This is a genomic window from Inquilinus sp. CA228 (genome assembly GCF_052078665.1).
Classification (GTDB): domain Bacteria; phylum Pseudomonadota; class Alphaproteobacteria; order DSM-16000; family Inquilinaceae; genus Inquilinus.
In genome coordinates this window covers 57,395-80,172 of sequence record NZ_JBQJIK010000034.1, presented here as the reverse complement: position 1 = coordinate 80,172, position 22,778 = coordinate 57,395, and the positions used below count along the sequence as shown (strand labels likewise).

General features: G+C 69.2%; 18 protein-coding genes and 1 tRNA gene. 6 read left to right on the top strand and 13 right to left on the bottom strand.

Annotated features, from left to right (window positions below; all coding sequences use genetic code 11):
* Window positions 1-274 precede the first annotated feature (274 nt).
* Window positions 275-351 (top strand) — tRNA-Arg (locus tag ACTOWL_RS18355).
* Window positions 352-412: 61 nt separating this feature from the next.
* Here ACTOWL_RS18355 and ACTOWL_RS18350 read toward each other — a convergent pair.
* The 12 genes from ACTOWL_RS18350 to tssE form a co-directional block, all read right to left on the bottom strand.
* Window positions 413-1,105: a ZIP family metal transporter gene (locus ACTOWL_RS18350; protein ID WP_441322707.1), complete on the bottom strand. Its 693-nt coding sequence runs from the start codon at window positions 1,103-1,105 to the stop codon at window positions 413-415.
* Window positions 1,102-2,715 (bottom strand): hypothetical protein, encoded by a 1,614-nt coding sequence (locus tag ACTOWL_RS18345; protein ID WP_441322706.1) that lies wholly within the window; start codon window positions 2,713-2,715, stop codon window positions 1,102-1,104. Before ACTOWL_RS18345 ends, ACTOWL_RS18350 begins: the two co-directional genes overlap by 4 nt.
* A gap of 45 nt (window positions 2,716-2,760) precedes the next feature.
* Window positions 2,761-3,753: an alpha/beta hydrolase gene (locus ACTOWL_RS18340; protein ID WP_441322705.1), complete on the bottom strand. Its 993-nt coding sequence runs from the start codon at window positions 3,751-3,753 to the stop codon at window positions 2,761-2,763.
* Between the two features lie 204 nt (window positions 3,754-3,957).
* Complete coding sequence (locus ACTOWL_RS18335) at window positions 3,958-5,064, bottom strand: helix-turn-helix domain-containing protein (RefSeq protein WP_441322704.1); 1,107 nt, start codon at window positions 5,062-5,064, stop codon at window positions 3,958-3,960.
* Window positions 5,054-6,196 carry a helix-turn-helix domain-containing protein gene (locus ACTOWL_RS18330; protein ID WP_441322703.1) on the bottom strand — a complete coding sequence of 381 codons (1,143 nt, stop codon included), beginning with the start codon at window positions 6,194-6,196 and terminating at the stop codon, window positions 5,054-5,056. Before ACTOWL_RS18330 ends, ACTOWL_RS18335 begins: the two co-directional genes overlap by 11 nt.
* 296 nt (window positions 6,197-6,492) lie before the next feature.
* Window positions 6,493-8,280, bottom strand: coding sequence for an ATP-binding protein (locus ACTOWL_RS18325; RefSeq protein ID WP_441322702.1), 1,788 nt, complete (start codon window positions 8,278-8,280; stop codon window positions 6,493-6,495).
* Window positions 8,281-8,357: 77 nt separating this feature from the next.
* The gene (locus tag ACTOWL_RS18320; protein WP_441322701.1) at window positions 8,358-9,041 is read right to left on the bottom strand and encodes a LuxR C-terminal-related transcriptional regulator; all 684 of its coding nucleotides are present in this window, start codon (window positions 9,039-9,041) and stop codon (window positions 8,358-8,360) included.
* Window positions 9,042-9,063: 22 nt separating this feature from the next.
* Window positions 9,064-11,685 (bottom strand): type VI secretion system ATPase TssH, encoded by a 2,622-nt coding sequence (tssH, locus tag ACTOWL_RS18315; RefSeq protein ID WP_441322700.1) that lies wholly within the window; start codon window positions 11,683-11,685, stop codon window positions 9,064-9,066.
* Window positions 11,686-11,741: 56 nt separating this feature from the next.
* Entirely contained in the window at window positions 11,742-13,223 is a 1,482-nt protein-coding gene (locus ACTOWL_RS18310) for a type VI secretion system Vgr family protein (RefSeq protein WP_441322699.1), read from the bottom strand.
* A 22-nt stretch (window positions 13,224-13,245) separates the two neighbouring features.
* Window positions 13,246-14,226, bottom strand: a complete 981-nt coding sequence (tssG, locus tag ACTOWL_RS18305) for a type VI secretion system baseplate subunit TssG (protein WP_441322698.1) — start codon at window positions 14,224-14,226, stop codon at window positions 13,246-13,248.
* Entirely contained in the window at window positions 14,223-15,953 is a 1,731-nt protein-coding gene (gene tssF / locus ACTOWL_RS18300; RefSeq protein WP_441322697.1) for a type VI secretion system baseplate subunit TssF, read from the bottom strand. Before tssF ends, tssG begins: the two co-directional genes overlap by 4 nt.
* 43 nt (window positions 15,954-15,996) lie before the next feature.
* The gene (tssE, locus tag ACTOWL_RS18295) at window positions 15,997-16,413 is read right to left on the bottom strand and encodes a type VI secretion system baseplate subunit TssE (protein WP_441322696.1); all 417 of its coding nucleotides are present in this window, start codon (window positions 16,411-16,413) and stop codon (window positions 15,997-15,999) included.
* 265 nt (window positions 16,414-16,678) lie between these two features.
* Here tssE and ACTOWL_RS18290 point away from each other — a divergent pair, with 265 nt between their 5' ends.
* The 5 genes from ACTOWL_RS18290 (at window position 16,679) to ACTOWL_RS18270 (ending at window position 20,949) form a co-directional block, all read left to right on the top strand.
* Window positions 16,679-17,191, top strand: a complete 513-nt coding sequence (locus tag ACTOWL_RS18290; protein ID WP_441322695.1) for an Hcp family type VI secretion system effector — start codon at window positions 16,679-16,681, stop codon at window positions 17,189-17,191.
* A gap of 65 nt (window positions 17,192-17,256) precedes the next feature.
* On the top strand, window positions 17,257-17,649 hold the full coding sequence (locus tag ACTOWL_RS18285; RefSeq protein ID WP_441322694.1) for a DUF4280 domain-containing protein: 393 nt from the start codon (window positions 17,257-17,259) through the stop codon (window positions 17,647-17,649).
* 25 nt (window positions 17,650-17,674) lie between these two features.
* On the top strand, window positions 17,675-18,736 hold the full coding sequence (locus ACTOWL_RS18280) for a hypothetical protein (protein ID WP_441322693.1): 1,062 nt from the start codon (window positions 17,675-17,677) through the stop codon (window positions 18,734-18,736).
* 37 nt (window positions 18,737-18,773) lie between these two features.
* Window positions 18,774-20,063: a DUF2169 family type VI secretion system accessory protein gene (locus ACTOWL_RS18275; protein ID WP_441322692.1), complete on the top strand. Its 1,290-nt coding sequence runs from the start codon at window positions 18,774-18,776 to the stop codon at window positions 20,061-20,063.
* 100 nt (window positions 20,064-20,163) lie between these two features.
* Entirely contained in the window at window positions 20,164-20,949 is a 786-nt protein-coding gene (locus ACTOWL_RS18270; protein ID WP_441322691.1) for a lytic transglycosylase domain-containing protein, read from the top strand.
* A 12-nt stretch (window positions 20,950-20,961) separates the two neighbouring features.
* On the opposite strand, the gene ACTOWL_RS18265 is transcribed toward ACTOWL_RS18270, so the two are convergent.
* Window positions 20,962-22,626, bottom strand: a complete 1,665-nt coding sequence (locus ACTOWL_RS18265; protein WP_441322690.1) for a sigma-54-dependent Fis family transcriptional regulator — start codon at window positions 22,624-22,626, stop codon at window positions 20,962-20,964.
* Window positions 22,627-22,778 lie beyond the last annotated feature (152 nt).

The following is a 22,778-nucleotide window of genomic DNA, read 5'->3' as shown; positions in this document are numbered from 1 at the left end:
CCCTGCTGAAGCAGGTGGCGCCGCAGGTCAACCTGTCCGCCGGCATGCCGGCCGAGGCCTCGATCCAGACCGGCACCCGCACCGCCCTGCAATACGCGGTCGACCCGCTGGTCCACGCTTTCCAGCGCAGCTTCGTCGAGGATTGAGGCGCACAGTCCGACCTCCGGACGATACAGAGGCCACCCTCGCCGGGTGGCCTCTTCGCTTCCGGCGTTCGCGTGATGTCACGGCGGGGGTGTCATCGTCCCCGCCGGCTTGCTATAAGGGCGCCCGGGTCCCCGTAGCTCAGCAGGATAGAGCGGCTGCGTCCTAAGCAGCGGGTCGGGAGTTCGAATCTCTCCGGGGACGCCAAAACCCGCAGCTTCTACGCCTGAAGCGGCAGCAAGTGGCCGTAGAGGCTCGCCGCCGGATGTCAGCCGATCGCCTCGCCCAGCAGCAGCAGCGCCAGAAAGCCCGCAAAGAACATCGCCGTCACCCAGGGACGGTCGGGCGTTTCGTGCGCTTCGATCAGCAGCTCCTCGGTGACGAGATAGAGCAGCGCGACCAGCCCGAAGGCAAAGAAACCGGTGACCACCGGGTCGGGCAGCGCAGCGACCGGATTGCCCAGGAGGGCGCCGATCGGGAGCAGAAGCACGAGCGCCGCCGTGATCCCGACGATCCTGGTGCGGGAGCGGACGGTTTCGCCCAATTCATTCGCCACGGTCAGCCCGAGGAACAGCACCTCGAGCGTCAGGGCGATCGTCAGCAGCAGACCGACCTTGGGCCCTGCGGCAAAGCCGATCCCGAGGACCAGCCCGTCGATCAGCATGTCGATGGCGACCGCCGCCAGCAGGCCGGCCGGCCCCGTGGCCCAGCGCTCCAGCTGCTTCACCGACAGCATGACGGCGACGCCGATCGCGCCGCCGACGGCCGTTGCCCAAGGCGAGCCGCGCTGCATGACATCGGGCAGGATTTCGCCGGCCGCCGCCGCAAAGACCACGCCGGCCGCGAAATGCTGGATCGCGCTCACCAGGTTCGGCCCGGGTCGGAAATTCACCGCGACCGCCGCGCCGATGATGGCGGCCACGACCGGAAAGAGAGTGTAGATCCAGGCGGTGTCGGTCATGGTTGCGCTTTGCCCGGATCCATCGACGGCTCCCAGAAAGCGGGCGACGAAGCGACCAAGCTCTTGAGATCGGAGACCCTGGCCGCGCCCGGCACGTCGCGCTCGCCGCGAATGACCGATGTCGCGAACACCACGACGCGGTCCTGCAGGTGCGCCACGTTGTCCGCGCCGGACTCATTCTCCGAATGCGGGCCGCGCACCACCGCCACTTCGCGCGGGCCTCTGACCCGGCGATAGGTGTCGAGCGTGCCCTCGAGCGGAGCATTAGAGTCCCACAAACCGCGGCCGAAGAAGACCGCCGGCCACTTCGATATCCCGCTCAGCACCTCGCCGCTCGGAATGAACGCAACGTTGAAACGGGTCCGAAGCGCACCCTCGCCAAGCGGCCCGGGTTGGGGCCGATAGCCGATTCCCGAGGCGAACTCGGCCAGCACGATGGCACCCTTCACATTGTAGCCGAGCGGTCTTCCGCAGGCGGGCGCCGATGCGTCGAAATCGCAATCGGCCACGAAATTCATGTGCATGGCATGGCTGGTGACCATAGAGCCTTGCGACGCGCCGCCGATGATGACAGGGATCCTTCTGGCGCTGACCCCGCGCAGCAGGATGCCGGCGGCGGCATCGCCTGCAAGCAACCTGCCATCCGCACCCATGATCCGCAGGCCCCGCCCGGTCTCGAACGCGTCGAGGGCCCGGTACAGGTCCCGCGCCTGCTGCAGGGTGTTGCTGCCTTGCAGGCCGCCCGAGATGCCATGACCCCGCTTGTCGAGGGTCAGCACGTCGAAGCCGGCCAGGTTCAGCTTGTAGATGTATTCGCGCCATTGCCGCACGCCCCACTTCTCCGTGGTGGCGTTCGGGTACGGGACGGCGTCGTAGGTGGCCGTCGCCAGGTTGTAGGTGTAGAGCGGGTCGCCCGGATTCTGGATCGCCGTGGTTTCGATGGTCCGCCCGCCCGACAGGATGACCAGGGCGTTCAGCTTGCGGCCCTTGCCGTCATCGACGCCGGCGCCCCGGATGAACCAGCCACGCTGACCCCAGGTGGTGCCTTCGGCCACGCCGAGATATCTGGTTTCGTTGGTCTCGGCCGGGACCTGCACCTCGACGACGAAGGTGCGCGGGTCAGCCTCGGCGATCGGTTCCGCATAGGGCCCGGCGGCAAAATAGGCCGGGCGACGAATCTCCGCGAGATCGACCGTGCCATTGGCATCGACCTTGCCCGCGGGATCGACGGTACCGGTGGCGCGGAACTCGTTGCGGCCGCCCAGGCTGCTCGCATAGGCGAACGGCGCCCCGCTGCAGCCTTCACCCTCGGCCGCACAGGCCGCCCAGGTAGCCCTGAGCTTGGCGTCGGTGAATTCGTCGGCGTAGTAGTCGCCGCGATAGCCTTCCGGCGGAAACACCTGCGTCGCGGTGAAGGGGACGCAATGCCGGCCGTCGGGGTCGGTCACCCGATAGCCCGGCCAGGCTTTCGCATTCTGATCCCAATGGATGTCCGCCCGGCATTCGATGGGGGGGGACGCGGGCCCTACCGGCCCCAGTTCGTCAGCGGATGCGCCGGAAACGGCCGCAAGGCTGATCGCAGCAAGCATGAAGGCCCAGTTCCCGACCATCGCTTCCCTCCGCCTGATTCTTGATGCCCGGCCGACGCCTGACGTTCACCCGGCCCCATTGGCCGGGCGGCGCCTTGCCGTATCCCGGCCATCGAAAAAACGGCGGCAGTGATCGCAGGCCATGGCGATGGCCCCGCGCGCCGGAGGGGTGCCGGCGATCGCGTTGAGCAGGACGAAATCGTGGATGGTGCCGTGGACCCGCACGGCCGTCACCGGCACCCCGGCCTCGATCAGCCGATGGGCATAGGCTTCGCCCTCGTCACGGAGGATGTCGAATTCACCGGTGATGATGACGGCGGGCGGCAGCCCGCTCAACTGGTCCAGCGTCGCCCGCAGGGGCGACGCGGTCGGATCCTTCCGCACGACCTCGTTCGGCAGGTACTGGTTCCAGAACCACTGCATCGCGTCCCGCGTCAGGAAATGGCCGGTGCCGAAGCTGCGATAGGATTCGCGCTCGAAGTCGGCATCGGTCACCGGATAGAACAGCACCTGCAGCCCGATCCGCGGCCCGCCGCGTTGCTTCGCCAGGATCGTGAGCACGGCCGCCATGTTGCCGCCGACGCTGTCGCCCGCGGCGACCAGGCGGGACGGATCGATGCCCAGCACCTTGCCGCGCTTCGAGAGGTAGTTTGCGACCGTGTAGATTTCCTCGATCGCGGTCGGATATCTGGCCTCGGGAGATCGGCTGTAGTCGACGAAGACCACGGCGGCCTGTGCGCCGTGGGCGAGGTCGCGCAGCAGGCGATCGAAGATGTCGCGATCGCCGAAGACCCAGCCGCCGCCATGCGAATAGACGATGGCCGGCAGGAGGCCGGTCTTGCCGCGCGGACGGACGATCCGGATCGGGATCTCGCCGCGGGGCTTCCCCGGGACGACCAGATCGTCGATCTCCGCTTCGGGCCGGTCGACCGTTACCGCCTGCAGGGTGGCGAAAGCCCCCCGCCCCTGATCGACCGGAAGCTCATGGATGCCGCGTACCTTTTTTGTGTTGAGCGAGTCGAGAAACGCCCGCGTCGTGGGGTCGAGTCCTTTGCTCAATTCGTCCACCGCATGACCCCGTCGCCGTTATGCGTCTGCGAATTGCCCTTCATCGCTGATCGAGAGCGATGAGACTGTTCTACCTTCGACTGGCAGGGCGGGTTTTGCTGGACGTCGCAAAGTAGCGTGCCCGACGTCTCAATTCGCAAGGTCACACGGTTTGGGTGCGGTTCGGACCGGAATGGCTGCGCCGGCGGCCGCCCCTCAGGCGTTCGACGCGGCGACCGGGCGGGCGGCCTGGCCAGCCAGTTGCCGGATCCAGGGCAGAATGCTCTGCCCCGAGGCCGGGGCGCCACCGCTGCCGCTGCCGAGGCAGATGTCGCCTTTCGACATCCGCCGGACGTCTCCGGGCGTGAGGTTGAATCTCTGGCGGAAGGCGCGGATGAAGGTGGCATCGCTGCTGAAATTGGCTTCGAGGGCGATGTCGATGATCCGCCAGTGCCGATACGCGGGCGCGCTGAGCATGACGAAGGCGCGGTCCAGGCGGCGCTGCTGGATATGATGGGCCAGGCCGCCTTCCGGCTCGAACAGGCGGAACAGCGTGGCCCGGGACAGCCCGAACTGGCGACACAGGGCGTCCGCGGTCAGATCGGACGAGCCGAGCTGGGTCCCGATGTGGTGGTGGATCGCCGTCAGCATGGCCTGCCGGGTGGCACGTGCCGTCGACTCGTCGGCGTCGACGGCACGGCCGATACCGCCTGCGACCAGCGTGACGAGCGACTGCACCGCCGCCTCGCGTTCGGCCGCCGCCAACAGGGGCGCATGGCGCCAGACGGACAGGAAATGCGCCGACGCGAACCGGCCGAAGGGGGTGTCGCCGGGGATCACCGAGGCGTGGACCGCATCCGGCCGGCGCAGCAGCGGCGCCATCCGCGCCCGCGGCACCATCAGGACGATGCAATGCACCATCCCGCCCGGTTCCGCTTCGCCCATGCTGGTGTGGTCGGAGACCCCCTCGTCGAAGATGCCGATGTCGCCCGCGAGCAACGGGACGTTTTCCCGGGATCCGAATGTGGTGTGGTGGTCGCCGGCGAGGTTGAGCACGATCCGGTAGAAGTCGAGGTTGCCGCGGGCGATGTGGGCCGGCGAGCGGTACAGCTGGATCGGGGCCGACTGCCATTCGATCAGGACGCCGGCCCCCAGGTTCAGGCATTGCAGGGTGACCTGGAAGTCCGAATAGTCGCCGACGAACGACGGGGCCCACAGCTCCGACGCCCAGTCGCCGAGCGCCCGGAATCCTTCCCGCGACCGACCGAACTCGGCCGTGACCAGGTGGGGCAAGTCCCCGGTGACGCCCGCGCTATCGAGCATCGACCTGCTCCTTGCCCGAGGGCCCGCCTGGACCGATCAGCGCAGGTCCGATCGCGGGTCCGCGCTGCGCCGGGTAAGTGTCTCGGCGGACCGGCATGTCGTACGGGCCGCCGGCGCCATAGGCCAGCTCCTCCATCCATTGCATGACCGCCCGCCAGGAATAGTCCGGTGCGACACCCCCGGCGCGGCGCACAGGCCAGCCGCCACGCTCGGCCAAGGCCCGGACTTCGCCCGGCGTGGTTCGGAACAGCTCGCGGAAGGCGCGGATGAAGGTGGCGTCGCTGCTGTAGCCGCACCGGTCGCCGATGTCGGCGATGCGCCAATGCCGATAGGCCGACGCCGTCAGCATGGCGAAGGCGCGATGCAGCCGGTGCTGCTGGACGAAATGCGCCAAGCCGCCATCCGGCTCGAACAGCCGGTATAGCGCCGCGCGCGACAATCCGAATTTGCGGCACAAGGTCTCGGCGGACAGGTCGGATGAATCGAGATGATCGGCGATGTGGCGCTTGATCGCCCGCGACATCGTGTGCCGGGTCAGGCGGGCCAGAGGTTCCTTGGCGCCGGGAGTCTGGCCGATCGCGCCCGCGACCAGAGCGGCCATGGATCGCACGGCAATCTCGCTCTCCGCCATGGTCAGGTGGCCGGCCTGGTGCTGGAGCGACCGGAACTGCTCGATCAGGAGCCTGCCGTATCCGGTGCCGCCCCGGATGATCGTGGCGTGGGCCCCGTCGGAATGGCGCAGCAGGGGGGCCAGCAAGGCCCGCGGCACGACCAGCATCACCATGTGCGACGGCCCGCCATCCGCCGCGTCGATCACCCGGGTCCGGCCGGGTTGCGTCATGTCGTGGATGGCGATATCGCCTGCCTCCGCCGTCGCGCTGCCGCGGCGGTGCTCGACATGACAGCCGCCACGGGAATAGACGGAGATCTGGAAGTGATCGATGTTGCCGCGCGACACATGGCCTGGCGTGCGGTCATGCAGCACCGCGGTCGACCGGGACTCGGCCAACACGGCCGGCCCCATATGCAGCCCCCGGCCGCTGAACCGGAACCGGTCGAGGTCGCCCACCAGCGACAGGTCGCACAGGCCCGAACACCAGTCCCGCAACGCCCAGAAGTCGCAGTCCGGCAAGGCATCCTCGCCCGCCAGCCGAAAGGGCCGTGTCGCGACAGGATCAGCAATATCAAGCATCGGTGTGAACCTTGATGCAGAGCAGACTGGTTAAATCCTAAAGATTGCCGCGTATTTATTATATCGTTGCTCCTGCCCGAACCCATCGGCGGATGACAACTTCTATACTGCCGGCAGCCGCAACAAGTTAGTCTCAGCGTCTCAATCGGGTATGCCTGGCGTCTCAGCCCGTTCTTGGAAGGAAGCGGCGCGGCGGCAAAAGGGCCAGATCCGCCCGGGACGGGCAATCCCCAGAACTAGCGATTGCCGGCGCCGGCGGGTCGTGGCAGCGCCGCCGGCCGGCCGGGTCCGGGGGGCCTCGCGGGGACCAGCAGCCGCACCCCGCAGGCTCCGGGCTCCGATACGACGGCGATCGTCGCGTTCAGCCGGCGGGCCCGCTCGCGCATGCTGCGCAGGCCGGTGCCATGACGGCTTTCGTCACCGGCCGCATCGAAGCCTATGCCGTTGTTCATGACCTCGATCGAGACTGCGCCGGCATCGTTCCGGATGCCGACCTCCACCCGGCTGGCCCCGCTGTGCTTGAAGGCGTTGGTCAAGGCTTCCTGCAGGATCCGCAGCAGGTCGAGGCTTTGCGACGCGGTCAGGCACAGAGTCTCGATGTCCCGGACACGCCAGCGGACGGCGATGCCATGGGCCTCGAACAGCCGGGTCATGCGGTGGCGCAAGGGCGCCATCAGGTCGGCCAGCGATCGCTCGCCGTCGTGCTGGGCGGCGGCCCCGTCGATGATCAGGCGCAGATCGTCCCGCATGGCCTTGAGGGCGTCGAGCATGGTGCTCGACGCCGGGGTTCTCGGCCCCTGCTCCAGCGTCGCGATGTTGCTGATCAGCATCCCGCCCAGGCCGTCATGCAGGTCATGGGCGAGACCGGTCCGCTCGCCCAGCCGGGCGTGCCGGATCTCGAGCTCGTGCTCCCGCCGCAGCGATGCCGCCAGATCTGCCCGCCCGACCTCCACGGCCTGGGCCAGTTCGGTGTTGAAGGCCTCGATGCGGCGCAGGCTGCGCACGAGATTCCCGGCCAGGACCAGTGCGGCGCCGACGGCCGTGGTCTGCGCGGTGAAGGAGGCGTAGTAGGCGTTGCTGTCGAGGATGCGGACGAACACCAGGGCGTCATGCGCCCCGGCCACGAGATTGATCAGGCCGCAGAGCGAGAGCAGCTTCTGGTCGGTGCGGCCATGTTTCCAGGCAAAAAAGACGAACAGCAGGATGGTGCCGGCGATGAGGACCAGGGCGAGCAGCATCAGCAGGTCCCGCACGCTGCGCATCGATGTGTGCGGCGCGAGCAGGACCCAGGCGGAGCAGATCGCCACCAGGGCCCAGTAGGCCGTTTCGAGCCGTGGCGCGCGACGTCCGCAGAAGCGCAGGACGAACATGGCATGGCAGGCGCCATAGACCAGAATCGCCGAGGAGCCCACGGCCTCGAGGGCATCGGTGCTGCGGAACGGCCAGGGGCTGGTGACGACCTGATTCATCGCGACGACGATCCATGCCAGCAGCTGTGCCGCGAACCAGCCATAGGCGGTTTCGCGGCGCCGCATCGCCCAGAGCGTCAGGAAGAAGCCGGCCATGGTGGCGGCCACGGCGATGCTGACGATCTGCAGGTCGCGGCGCAGCAGGACCTCCCGATCATAGCGGTCCTGCAGGACCGCCGCCGGGCCGATTTCGACCGGCCCGAGCCCCGGCTGATAGGCCGCCAGGCCCGAGACGCGCACCAGGAGGGTGTTCTCGCCCGGGCGCAGCAGCGGCGCCGGGAGCAGCCAGTGGCGCGGCCGGTTCCAGGACCGCGACAACGGCTCGACCAGGCTGTCATCCTCGGCGAGGATCGTGCCGTTGAGGCTGACCCTGCCGGCCATGTTGAAGTAGTTCAGGAGCAATCCGACCTGCGGCGCCGACACCGGCTGCGTCCAGCGCAGCCGATACCAGACGACGCCGTCGAAATCGGGCCAGCGCAGGCTCCAGTCGTCGGGCAGCTTGACATCGATCCAGCCGGTGTCCGGCGGCGTCTCGGCGGCCCAGTCCGAACGCACCGCCTGGATCTGGTCGAACTGCGGCGCCGGCGGGTCCTGGGCAACGGCTTCGGCCGGGACCGCCAGCAGCGCCAGAATCAGCGCAGCAAGCCGGAGGATCGCGCCTCGTGCACCGCCTCGGTCCGCGAATGCACCGCCAGCTTCCTGTATATGCGCTTGATGTGGCACTCGACCGTCCAGCGGGAAATCTTCAGCAGTTCCGCGATTTCGCGATTGGTCAGGCCCCTGCTGACGAAGGTCAGGATGTCGGCCTCGCGGGCGCTCAATCGCACGTCGTCGGACGCCACCGCCGGCGGCGGGGTCGCGGGCGGTCCCAGCTGCCACAGGATGCGCCGCGCGATGAAGGGGTCGATCGGGGCCCCGCCGTTCAGGACGCTGCGCAGCGACAGGCCGAGCTCGAGATCGTCGCGCTCCTTCAGCATGTAGCCGCTGGCGCCGACCCTCAGGGCGCCCATGATCATCTCCTCCGTGCTCCAGGCGGAGACGACGAGGATCGGCAGGTCGTCGTGCCGGGACCGCAGCCAGGCGACCAGATCGACGCCGCTGCCGTCCGGCAGGCCGAGATCGATCAGCGCGAGGACGAGCCGATCGGTGCCCGGCACTGCCCTTGCCCCGGCCACCGACGCCGCGCCGATGCAGGATGCTTCGGGATAGCCCGCGGCCAGGACGATCCGGCGCAGCCTGGCGACCATTGCCGGATCGTCGTCGACGATGAGGATCAATTCGGCGACGGACGTGCCGGCCTGGGGTCGATCAACCATCCGGTGCATGCGACGTCATTCCTCAGCTCAGCCGGTACTGGAACGCGCCGGACGGGTCCAGGGTCACCGAAACCGCATCGACGGGCTTGCCCTCGGCCATTCGCGCGAGAATTTCCGCCGAAAGTTCCGGCAGCAGCGTGCGGGACAGGATACTTTCCACATTGCGGGCGCCGGACGCGCTTTCGACGGAGCGCGCCGCGATCGTGTCGATCAGCGCGGGGTCATAGTCGAAGCCGGCGCGATAGGCGCCGCGCACGCGCTGGCGGATGCGCTCAAGCTGCAGCTTGACGATCTGCCGGATCACATCCTCCGACAGCGGGAAATACGGCACCAGCGTCACCCGGCCGAGGAAGGCCGCCTTGAAATACCGCATCAGCTCCGGCCGCAGCGCCTCCGCCAGCCCGGCGGCGTCGGGTGCGGTCGCGGGATCGGCGCACAGCCGGGTGATCAGGTCGGTCCCGGCATTCGAGGTCATGATGATGACCGTGTTCTTGAAGTCGATGTCGCGCCCTTCGCCGTCCTTCATCATCCCCTTGTCGAAGACCTGGTAGAAGACGTCCTGCACGCCGCCATGCGCCTTCTCCATCTCGTCCAGCAGGATCACGGAATAGGGCCGGCGGCGCACCGCCTCGGTCAGGATCCCGCCCTCGCCATAGCCGACATAGCCGGGCGGGCTGCCCATCAGCAGGCTGACCTTATGCTCCTCCTTGAACTCCGACATGTTGATGGTGGTGAGGTTCTGCTCGCCGCCATAGAGCTGGTCCGCGAGGGCCAGCGCCGTCTCGGTCTTGCCGGTGCCGGAGGTGCCGACCATCAGGAACACCCCGATCGGCTTGCGCGGGTCGGTCAGCCCGGCGCGGGCGGTGCGGATCGCCTGGGCCACCGCCTCCAGCGCCTGCGGCTGGCCGATGATCCGCTGCTCCATCGCCTCTTTGAGATGGAGGACGGTGCGGATCTCGTCGGACTGCATCCGGCCGGCCGGGATTCCGGTCCAGCTCTCGACGATCTCGGCCACCGCCTGGCCATCGACCACCGGGAAGATCAGGGGCTGCTCGCCCTGCACCGCGCGCAGCTTCGCGTTCAGCTCGGCGAGGCCGGCGCGGGCGGCCTCATTGCCCTCGGCCTGCGCCTGGTCCTCGAGCGCCGTGCGCGCCGCGGCGATCGCGGTCGTCAGGTCCCGCTCCTCCTGCCAGCGCTGCTCCAGCGTCTCCAGCTCCAGCACCGCCTGCGTCCGTTCCGTGGCCAGCGCCGCGCTGCGCTCGGCATGGTCGATGCCGGCCGCGGTCTCGCGGCCGATGATGCCGAGCTCGGTGTCGATCAGCCCGATCCGCCGCCGGCGGTCCTCGATCGCGGCCGGGACCGAGGACTGGCTCATCGCCACCCGCGAGCAGGCGGTGTCGATCAGCGACACCGCCTTGTCCGGCAGCTGACGGCTGGGAATGTAGCGGGCCGAGAGGCGGACCGCCTCGCTCACCGCCTCGTCGAGGATCCGGACCTTGTGATGGGCCTCCAGGATCGAGACCAGGCCGCGGACCATGGCGATCGCCGTCGGCTCGGTCGGCTCCTCGACCTTCACCACCTGGAACCGCCGGGTCAGCGCCGCATCCTTCTCGAAGTACTTCTTGTACTCGGCCCAGGTGGTGGCGGCGATCGTCCGCAGCTCGCCGCGCGCCAGCGCCGGCTTCAGCAGATTGGCGGCATCGCCCTGTCCGGCCGCCCCGCCGGCCCCGATCAGCGTGTGCGCCTCGTCGATGAACAGGATGATCGGCTTCGGGCTGGCCTTGACCTCCTCGATCACCGATTTCAGCCGGTTCTCGAATTCGCCCTTCACGCCGGCGCCGGCCTGCAGCAGCCCGAGGTCGAGGGTGAGGACCGAGACGTCGCGCAAGGCCGGCGGCACGTCGCCCGCGGCGATCCGGGCGGCGAAGCCCTCGACCACCGCGGTCTTGCCCACCCCGGCCTCGCCGGTCAGGATCGGGTTGTTCTGGCGCCGGCGGGTCAGGATGTCGACCATCTGCCGGATCTCGGTGTCCCGGCCCAGGATCGGGTCGATCTTGCCGGCCTTGGCCCGCGCCGTCAGGTCGATGGTGAAACGGTCGAGCGCCGCCGAACCGCCCGGGCGTGCCGGCGCGTCGCCGGGCGCATGCCCCGCCGTCGCCGCGGCGTCTCCGGCATCGCCGGTCGCCGTGGCCGCCACGTCGCGCTTCAGCGCATCGGGTGAAAGCTTCGAGAGTTCCGCGGACGCCTCTCCGGCGCGGCGGGCCAGCGCCTCGTCCGCGCGCAGTGCCCAGAGCAGATGGCCCGGCCTGACCCGCCCCTCCCCCTGCTCCACCGACGCGAACAGCCAGGCCTGCTTGACCAGATCGACGATCTCCGGCGACAGGCCCGGCGCCCGGGCATTGCCGGTCCGCATCTTGTCGAGCCCGCGGTTGAGATCGACCAGCAGCCGGTCGGGATCGGCGCCCAGGCGCCGCAGGATGGCGGCGACGTCCGCGTCCGGGCCGTCGGCCAGCTTCAGCAGCCAGTGCTCGATCTCGACATTGTAGTGGCTGCGCGACAGCGTCAGGCCGGCGGCGGCCTCGAGGGCACGGCGGCAGGGTTCGTCCAGGCGGCTGACGAGGGGCTTGAGATCGATCGGCACCATGGCTGTTCTTCCTTAGAGACCGTTCGTCCGATTGCGGGGGCGGGTCCGTTCCTCCTTCAGCGGGGCGGCGGCCCGTCATTCATGGTGACGGTGATGCCCGAGGAGGTGCGGATGACGTTGCGGTAGCGGTTCGCGTCGGTGACCACGCTGGTCTGCACGGCGTCGTACAGCGCGCCGACGATCATCGGCCGGTCCGGGTCGCCGTTGTGAAAGGCGATCATGACCTGCGTGCCGGGCAGCAGCGGAAAGTGCAGCCCTTCCTTCGGCCCGCCATAGGGCGAGATCAGCCGCACCGGACTGGACGACTTGCCCGGCGGCCGGGCCTGGTGGTCGAAGGGCAGGATGATGCGGTAGCAGCCGAGCTGATCGACATCCGCGCGGCCGGTGTCGGCGCCGTCGATGGTGGCCCGGATCACGCCGGGCAGGCGCGGCCACGGCGTGATGCGGTGCGGACGATAAGGGGTCCCGGCCGGGATCGCGATGAAGCTGTTCAGGTAGCCGGTGCCGGTGCGGGGCGGCCCGGGCAGGTGCTCGATGCCGGGCGCGGACTGCCAGGCCAGGTGTTCGACCGATGTCGCCACATATTTGCCGTCGACCGCGGCGGAATGGCCCTGCAGCTGGAAGGCACTGCCGGCGGCCAGGGCGGCACAGTCGCTCTCGCCTTCCAGCACCACGCGGTCGACCGCCGCCTCCTGGGCGCGGATGTTCGCCAGGGCGTTGCCCCATTCGGAATCGCGGTAGCCGTCCGCTTCCTGCCAGGCATGAGATCCCAGCCCGTCCTGCTGCGGCCGGGAGCGCACGCTGAGCGCCATCTGCGGCTGGGCATAGTCGCGCTCGTCCAGCATCGCGTCGGCCGGCCTCAGCCTGGTGTGCAGCGTCACCGACCGGATCGCCGATCCGCCATCGCTGATCGCCACCCGCGGGCGGTAGGACAGGGTGTCGCCATCGTCGAGCGACAGGGACGGAAAGGCGTTGTTGTCGTCGCCGAAGACGACCTGCTCGCCGGTCTTGTCGCCGGTGAAGACGTAGAAGATCCCGGAATTCTCGGCCAGGCGCGACAGGAAGGCCAGGTCGGTCTCCTCATACTGGACGATCATGTCGTGCTGCGGGTAGGCCGTCTGGCTCATCTTGTCGACCAGGCCGCGCCCGGTCCAAGAGACCCCTTCGGCGCTGTCGAGAATCTGCTGGAACATGGCGGCGACCGTGGCCGGCCGTTCGGTGCAGAAGACCCGGCTGCGCAGCGTCAGCTCCAGCAGCCGCAGCTTCGGCACCAGCACCAGCCGGTACCAGAAGCTGTCGCCCGGCAGGCGGCCCATGAACGACATCTCGAAGACGATTCCGGTGATGGTGCGATCGCCGTCGAAGCCTTCCACCGTCACCGTCGCGACGCGGCGCAGCGCGCCCGCGAGGTCCAGATCGTCCTCGTCGGACAGCACGTCCAGCGTCGCCGTGTAGCAGCGGGAGATCGCCTCGGTCATGGTCAGCCGCACCGGCTGGACCCGTTCGGCCCATGACGTGCTCAGCGCCAGCTTGATCATCGTGGCCCCTCCTGCGCCCGCATCAGGCGAAGCCGGCCGGGCAGCGGCGCTCGGTCCCGGCACCGCCCTGCCAGCTGGTCCAGCCGAGCCGCCCCGACCCGAGCACCAGCCCGCCGGGCTCGTCTTCGGCCAGGATCAGGTCGATCCGGCATTCCAGCGGCTCGCGGATGGCCAGATGCAGCAGGGCGACCAGGGCGCGCCGGTCGGCGCCGTCGGGCAGGAAGGCGGCGAACTGCTCCGCCGACAGCGGGCCGAGCGCCACGCACACCGCCCCGGCGATGTCCGGCACGGCTTCCCCGAGCACGGTGCCGGTGCCGAGCGCGATCTCCGGCGCGCCCAGGTCGAAGCGCTGATCCTCCGGGATCGGCGCCATGCGCGGCAGCCATTCCTCGACCGCCACGGGCACGCCGAAATAGCCGGCCACCACCCGCCGCACCACCTCGGCCGACCGGCTGTGCTGCGCCAGCAGCCCGCACACCGGCAGCAGCCGCGGCAGGTCCAGCGCGTCATCCGGCCGGTCCGGCCCCCCGAGCACCCCGGCCAGGGCCAGCACGGCCCGCGACCCGGGATCGCCGGCGCGGCCGTCGAAGCGGAGATGCAGGCGATGGTGGCGCCAGATGCGATAGGACAGCCCGACCAGGCCATGGCCGAACAGGTCGAGGACGTCGCGGAGGTTCTCCGCCCCCTCGGCATCCATGACGATCCGTTCGGTCCAGAACGCCGGCAGCGGCGAGGACGGGCCGTACAGGCCGAGGAAATTGACCTCCATCTCCGCCGGCCAGGTGGCGTTTCCGTCCGCCGGCCTGATCGCGGCGATGTCGGCGGCGGGGAAGCCCAGCGAGGGTGCCGACCGGAACAGGACCGGCTCGTCCGCCGGGTCCCCGACGGTGCCGATCGGACGGCCGGACCCGGCGGCCCGCTGCAGCAGGCGCACCGCCTCCTGGAAGGCGATGGTGTGGGCCTGCGCCGCGAGGCCGGCCGCGATGGTGCCCGCCTCGCTCACAGCACCGGCCCCCGGCCGGCCCGCAGCGGCCAGCGGAAGGTGGTGTTGGTCTCGCTGCCGTGGACGACCAGCCGGTAGCAGGTGTTGAGCTCGGCCAGGATGCCGATGAAGGCATCGAACACCGCGCCGAACAGGAACGCGCCTTCCGGCCCGCCGAGGCCGCTCTCCGCCACCGTCAGCGTGACCCGGCGGCCGCGCACCGGGATCGCGCCGACCAGCGCCTCCATCGGCTCGACCTGCAGCGACTTCAGGCCGCCGAGCAGCAGCTCGAGACGCCGCCGCGCCTGTTCGTCCTGCACCGCCCGGAAGTCGTATCCGGCGATCAGCGCCGTCAGCGACGCGATGTCGTCGAGCGGCCGCAGGCTGCGCGCCAGGCCGGAGACGAGGCGCCAGAGCGTGTCGCCGTGCAGCGGCGGCGCGGCCTCCGGCCTGACCGGCGTGATGTTGCTGAAGCCGCCGGAGGCCGGGCTGCCCACCGCCACCTGGTCGATCCCGCCGATCGGCACCAGCTCGGCGAGATCCCCGTCGGTGCAGGTGACGGTGACCGAGATGGTGTCGGCCGCCGGCATCGCCGGCTGGTCCATGCCGTCGACGAAGGCGAGCCAGACCTCGGTGCCGCGGTCGATCACGGCGGGGCGCCGGCGCGCCCGGTAGAACCGCGTTACCCGCCCCGGCAGCGCGTGGTCGAAGGATTCGAAGGCGGGAAAGACGACGCGGTCGCCACGGCCCTGGACCGCGCCCTCGACGCGGTCGACCGAGTAGACCCGGGCGAACCGGCCTGCCGGCCACTCCGGGACCAGGCGATGCTCCAGCCGGCTGGGATCGGGGGCGAACGGCACCGCCTCGGTGGCATAGAGGTTGATCACGGGCGTGCAGTTGAGCCGGAAGTTCTCCGGCCCGATCCGGCCCGGCAGATCCGGCTTCCGCCCGATCAGGAAGCGGAGGTCGAGCGTGGCCCCGGTCAGCGCCTCGGCCGGGATCGGCGGCAGGTCCACGAACAGGAACCGCTCCGGGAAGGCCAGGTACTCCTGCAGGATGCGATAGCCGGGAAAGGCGTTGCCGGGCCATGGCAGCACCCCCTCCTCCGCCCCCAGCCCGGCATGGCCGAGGCCGGAGAGGGGAAGCGGCTGCCGCTCGGGCCCGGCCTCGATCGCGGTCAGGTCGGTCAGCATCGTGCGCAGCAGCCGCTGGCCCAGGCTCGCCGACCGCCCGCCATGCAGGAACACCCGGAGCCGCCGGCCGGCGAGCAGCGCCGGCGCGGCCCCGCCCCGGGGCGCCACGGTGAGCGTCAGCACGGCCGAGGCCGCCGTCTCCTCCAGCGTCGCGCGGTCGATGGCGAAGGGCAGGAGGTCGAGCCCGAAGCAGGTGCGGAAGCGGCACGCCGTGCCCTCGACCGGCCGCGATTCCACCGGGGCGCCCGACGGCACCTGCATGACCGCGCCGGAGGCGGGCGGCGTGAATTCGAGGATCGACAGGGCCGGAATCGGCCGCAGGAAATGCGGCCACAGCAGCGCCAGCAGACCGTGCGACAGCTCCGGCAATTCCTCGTCCAGGCGCTGGCGCAGCCGGCCGGTGAGGAAGGCGAAGCCTTCCAGCAGCCGCTCGACATCCGGGTCCGAGGCCCGCCGCGAGAGCAGGCCGGCGATCGCCGGGTTGGCCTTGCCGAAGGCGTCGCCGAGATCGTGGAGATAGGCGAGCTCGTCCTCGTAGTAGCGGTGGATGCTCATCGCCGTGCCGCTCCTGCCGCCGGGCGCATTGGGGACGGGCGCGTCATGGCGCCACCCGGACCATGCCGTCGGCGCCCACCGTGGTCTCGACCGTCACGCGCTGCGTCCGGTCCGGCGTGGTCAGCGTCGCCGTCACCGCGAACACCAGGCCGAGGGGGCGGTCCGGCTGGGGGACATGGCGCACGGTGACGTCGCTCAGCCGCGGTTCGAAAGTGTCGATCTGGCGCTTGATCTCGGCGCGCAGGATGGAGATCGCCTCCGGGAAGCGATGGGCCACGCCGTTGACGTCCATCATGCCGTAGTCCGGGCGCGCCGGGACACTGCCCTGCCGCACGTTGAACAGATCGCGCAGATGCCCCAGCACGTCGTCCAGCAGCGCCGAAGGATCGACGCTGATCTGATCCTGACGCGCCTCGGTCATGATCCGCTCCAGCAGCCGTTTCTCGAACACAGCATCCATCCGCAGCTTCGATCTTTCGACAAAATCCTTCCCTCTTAAATTAAAGTCAAGTAACATATAATTAATACACCGATATTTACTGAACTGCGCGGTTGTCGTCACATTAACTGCGCAGATTTCTGCACATTTTATTGATCATGATCTTGAGGAATACGGGGAATCCGGTGTTGGCACGGCCCTTGCTAGCCATTCCGGCACCAATGGCCGGACCGAGGCACAACGCCCGCTGCGGCCAGAGAACGACGTGCAGAAAGGAATGCAGATCATGTCGCAACCCGTCTATGTCTCGGTCACCGGCGCGACCCAGGGCAACATCAGCCAGAACGCCTTCACCGCCGACAGCGTCGGCAACATCTACCAGGAGGGGCACGAGAACGAGCTGTTCTGCCAGGCGCTGACCGTCCATGTGACGATCCCGCGGGATCCGCAGAGCGGCGCCCCGACCGGCCAGCGCGTCCACCAGCCGGCCAGCCTGATCAAGTATTTCGACCGGTCCTCGCCGCTGCTGCTGGCGTCGATCACCTCGGGCGAGATCCTGCAGCTCACCGCCAACTACTACCGCACCTCCACCGCCGGTAAGCAGGAGAACTACTACCAGCTGCAGTTCACCGACGTGCTGCTGGTGGACCTGCGGCAATACACGCCGGTGGCGCTGGATCCGGCCAACGGCCCGTACCGCGACATGGAGGAGATCTTCTTCACCTATCGGAAGATCGAGGCGACGCACAAGGTCGCCGGCACCTCCGGCGCCGACGACTGGCGCGCGCCGAAGTCCTGAGACCGAACCAGCTCTGCCGGGCGCGAGGCCATCCCTCGCGCCCGGCCGGACCGGAGGATGCGGCGATGGCCGAGTTTCTGACGACAGGCTGCCTGCTGAGCTGCAATTGCGGCCTGACACCGTCGGTGTTCGTGGCGCTGGAGCTGCCGGGCAAGCCGGTGATCACGGGGATGGCGGCGGCGACGATCATGGAGATCATCCCGTTCGACAACGTCCTGCCCTTCGGCATGTGCAAGAGCCTGGCCAATCCGCAGGTCGCCTCCGCCACCGCGGCGGCGCAGGGGTCGTTGACGCCGATGCCGTGCGTTCCGGTCATTCCCGCGCCCTGGGAGCCGCCCTCGGTGATCACGTCCTATGCGGGGCTGCCCATGGCCACGGTGCAGAGCAAATGCATGTGCGCCTGGGCGGGGGAGATCTCGGTCGAGCAGGCGGCCGAGACGATTGCGACAACGGACTGACCGAACCGGGCTGGAGTGAAATGCGATGTCCGACAACGACACCGATGTGAAGCAAAACGACACCACAGGCTATGTCATTTACGTTCCGAATTCCGCGGCGGACACGACGGTCCGCGACTATCTGCGCCTGGGAGATCCCGATTCCACCTACGAACTTGATCTCATCGACCCCACGGACGGCGGCACCGACAAGACCCTGAAGACACAGAAGGGAGCGCTGATCTACAGCACGGAAAGCGTCACTCTTTCTGGCCCGACCGTAACCCAGTTCGCCAAGTACGTCGCCGACTGGTCCTCCGACAATCTTTCCGTCGTCGGGACTGGCAGTGATTTCCAATCCGCGACATGGAAGGGGAGTTCTGCAGGAGCAACCACGACGTTTCAGCGTGTCGCCAACTTGACCACAACGCTCGGGTCCACGACGAATCTGCTTACCGGTAACAGCATGACGCAATGGCTTGGCAACGCTGCGTCCACCGGCACCGGCTCGTTGCTGTGGTCCAACTACGGCTTCACCCAGAATGTGTTCGGCGGTCAGATCGTCAACATCATCAACAATACGATCGACGTCCAGGGAATTGGCGAGACCAAGATTGTACCTGAGTACTCGGTCGTAGCCCCTACATCCATTACACTCTCAGTAAGTCCGGCGTCCGCCATTTCTACTTATGCAAAAGTAATCGGAGGCTTCGCGGCCTTTAGTGGAATTGCCAGCGCTCTTGTCCAGGACGGCTTGGACGCAGCGAGTGTCATTGATCCGGAAATAGAGGGGTCCCGCGATACCGGACTTGACTCGATGAGAGACGCTATGGCCAGGGTAACGGATGAGATCATTACAGCTTCTGCCCTCATAGCGGTGATGCAGGCCATGGCGATTGCCGCCGGCGCAGCGGCGGCTATCTCTGCCAAACTTAACTCGTCAATAGCCCCATCAAGAATCAAAATAACCGAGGATGGAGTGACGATTAGAGGAGCGATGGCTGCAACGATGGATATTGGTGCGTCTGGGATAAATATTTTCGCGGATTCCTTTAACTTCAACGGAACACAGGTTAATCTTGATGCGATAATGGTCAAAAATTTATAGCGAATCTTCCGCAAGATCACAAACGAGTCAGACACACATGCGCATCATCAAGGACGTGCCGTTCGAATTCCTGCCCCTGCCGTCGAAGGTGATTCCGCCGCAGCAGTCCCTGACCTTGATCGTGAAGGGGACCTTCGACCTCAAGAACGGGGCAATCTGCACGCCTGCCGCGAAGCAGCGCGAGATCTCGGGCGACACGCCCTATCTCGACGACATCGGCCGCAGCCTGGCCTGGGCCAGCGACCTGGCGCCGTTCAAGCCGCGCACCGATGTCTACGTCATCGGCTCGTTCCACCAGCCCGGCGGCGTCGCCGCGCCCAAGGGGCGCGCGTCCTTCACCCTGGGCCCGCTGCACAAGGAGCTGGCCTTCTTCGGCCCCCGCCATGCGGTGCGGCAGGCGGACGAGACCGTGTCGGTCACGGCGCCGGAGCCGATGGTGTCGGTGCCGCTGCGCTGGGAGTACAGCTTCGGCGGCCTGGACGACCGGCGCAACCCGATGGGGCTGGGGATCGACGGGCAGCCGGCGACCGACGGCCGCACGGTGACGCCGCTGCCCCTGATCGAGGACCCAGCAAACCCGCTGCGGACGCTGCGGGACCGGCCGCGGCCGGCGAATTTCGCCCCCGTGCCGCAGGGCTTCGAGGAGCGCCGGCGCAAGCGCGGCACCCATGACCGGCGCTGGTCGGTGTTCCGTGCGCCGCTGCCGCCCAGGGACTACGACCCCAGCCACCACAACGCGGCGCCCGACGACCAGCAGGCCGGCAACTATCCGCGCGGCGACGAGACGCTGGTGCTGCGCAACCTGCATCCGACCGTCCCGACCCTGACGACCGGGCTGCCCGGGCTGCGCATCCGCGCCGGGCTGCTGCGCGCGACGGCCGCGGGCGGCGTCGCGGCCGAGGAGGTGCCGATGCACCTCGACACCGTCGTCGCCGTGCCGGACGACGACCAGATCGTGCTGGTCTGGCGCGGCGTGACGCCGCTGCACATGAAGTTCATGCCGGACGAGGTGCTGGTGCTGCAATGCGAGGCCGAGCCGCTGGACGCCCCGGCGACGCAGCCGCCGCTGCCGGACCGCATGCTGGCGGCCTACCAGGCCGAGGAGGCCGCCGGAGCGGCCGCGGAGCAGGCCGAGACCGCCAAGTCTGTCGGCGAGATACGGAAGCTGCTGTCGAAGGCGAAGCTGCCGCCCGGGCTGGCGAAAGCGATCGAGACCGAGACCGACCCGCAGGTCATCTACGACTTGCTCGACGGGCATCTGACGACGATCCTGGACGGGCTGAAGCAGAAATACCCCCAGGTGGCAGCCGATCTGGCCGGGATCTAGCCCCGGCCGGCAGTGGAGGAGTTGAAGGCGCATTGCGATGAACCCCCGGCCGAGCCATAGCAGCCGCACCCGGCGACCTGAACGGGCAGGACGATGGGCCGTGGTGCTGGCGGCCGTCCTCCTCGCGGCTTCGCCGCCGGTCCGGGCCGCCGGCGTCGCGGCAGCCGGCGTCGCAACGACCGATGTCGCGGCGACGGTCGAGTTCGCCAACCGGCTCGAGCTCGGCATCGGCGTCGCCGCGGACCCGGCCCGCGCCATGGTCCTGTACTGCCAGGCCGCACTGGGCGGCAACCGCGGCGCCGTCCTGCATGTCGCCGCCTGGCTGCTGACCGACGACGGGCCCGATTACGATCCCGGCCTCGCCGCCGCCTGGCTGCGCCGGCTGCAGCGCCGCGAGCACGGCCTGCCGCCGCCGCCGGGCGGGCCGCCGCGCTGCCCGGGCGACCTGATGGTCGCCGCCCCGGCCGAGACCGGCCCCGTGGCCGCCACGATGACGCTGGTCCGCCTGATCGAGGCGATCTCGGCCGAATACGGGGTCGATCCCGACCTGGTGAAGGCCGTCATCACGGTCGAATCGAACTATCGCATCGACGCGGTGTCGACCGCGGGCGCCCAGGGGCTGATGCAGCTGATGCCGGCCACCGCGCACAGCCTCGACGTCGCCGATCCGTTCGACGCCGAACAGAATCTGCGCGGCGGGATCGCGCATCTGGCCCGCCTGCTCGAGGGCTATGACCACAACCTGCCGCTGGTCCTGGCCGCCTACAATGCCGGGGAAAGCCGCGTCGACCGCTGCCGCTGCGTGCCCGCCATCGCCGAGACCACCGCCTATGTCGACCGGATCCTCACGCTGTACCCGACCGGCCGCGGGACGGTCAGCCGATAGCGCCGGGGCGCGCTACCCGGCCGGCCGGCCGGCGACGCCGCGGCCGAGGCCGTAGCGCGCGATCTTCTCCTGCAGCGCCCGCCGCGACAGGCCGAGCGCCGCCGCCGCATGCGTGCGGTTGCCGCCGCTGGCCTTGAGCGCCTCGACGATCGCCCCCGCCTCGTAGCGCCGGACGGTGTCGCGCAGCCCGCTGCGATCGTCGTCGGCCGCGGGCGGCAGGGCGGCCGCCTGATCCTGCCCGCCCCCCGCGACCAGGGCCGGCGGCAGGTCGTCGATGCCGATCGCCGCCCCGGGCCGGCACAGGATGACGGCGCGCGCGATCACGTTCTTGAGCTCGCGCACATTTCCCGGGAACGGGTGCCGCGCCAATGCGGCCAGGGCCTCCGGCCGGATGCTGCGGATCTCCTTCAACTGGGCCTCCGGCATCTCGGCGAGGAAATGCTCGGCCAGCACCGCGATGTCGCCGTCGCGCTGCCGCAGCGGCGGCAGCTCGATCGGGAACACCGAGATGCGATAGAACAGGTCCTCGCGGAACCGCCCCTCGGCGACCCGGGCGCGCAGATCGACATTGGTGGCGGCGACGATGCGGGCGTCGGCCCGCTGCCCCTCGGTCGCGCCCAGCGCGCGGACCTCGCCGTCCTGCAGGACGCGCAGCAGCTTGGTCTGCAGCCCGATCGGCATGTCGCCGATCTCGTCCAGGAACAGCGTGCCGCCGTCGGCGGCCTGGAACAGCCCCTTCTTGTCGGCGACCGCGCCGGTGAAGGCTCCCTTGCGGTGGCCGAACAGCTCACTCTCGAGCAGCTCGGCCGGAAGCGCTGCGCAGTTCTGCGCGATGTAGGGCCCTTCGCGCCGCGGACCCGCGTTGTGCAGCAGCCGCGCCACCACGTCCTTGCCGGTTCCGGTCTCGCCCAGGACCAGCACCGGCACATCGCTTTCGGCGACCTTGGCCACCATGTCGAGCACGCGTTCCATCACCGGGCTGCGGGTGATCAGCCCGGAGGCGCGCGACGCCACCGTGATCCGCTCGTGCTTCAGGCGCTGGTTCTCGCGCCGCAGATCGCCGTTGATCGCGTCGAGCTCCTTCACCAGGCGCCGGTTCTGGTCGAGCAGCGCGGTGTTGGCGATGATGATCGCCGCCTGGTAGGCGAAGGCGCGGATCAGCGGGACCAGGCGGTCCAGCCGCTCCCGGCTTGCGGCGGGGCCTCCGGCATCGGCGAGGTTGATCAGCTCCAGCACGCCGACCGTGACATCGTCGTTGCCGCGCAGCGGACACGCCAGCAGCGATCCGGTCGGGTTCCGGCTGATGCCGTCGCGGTGGGCGATGGCGCGGCGATCGAAACCGTGCACCCGAGCGACATCGTCGATCACCGCCACCGACCCGGTGAAGGCGCACCAGCTGCGCGGATCGGTCATGTCCGGCTGGCCGTTCCGGTACAGGGGCAAGATCCCGTCCGGCGACCGCGCCAGCTGGGGCGGCAGCGCCGCGACCGGCACCAGCTGGCGGCCGGTCTGGTCGAGCGCATACAGGACCCCGCCGCGCGCGCCGGAGATCCGGCAGGCCGCCTCCAGGCACTTTGCGGCCAGCCGCATCCGGTCGCGCTCGGCAGCCATGTCGCTGACCAGCGCGAACAGCTGGGCTGCCGCCTCGAACGAGTCCTCACTTGGCAGTATCGACATCGACGCTCCAGGGCTGCCGCCCGTCTGGCGCCAGACGGGCCTCGGAGAAGGGCGAACCGGGCCCGGCTTGGCCCGGTCTCCGGCGGCTCCGACCCACGCGGTCACGACCTCGTGGGCGGACCCCGACCGACGGGCTCGGTCGGTCAGGGCCG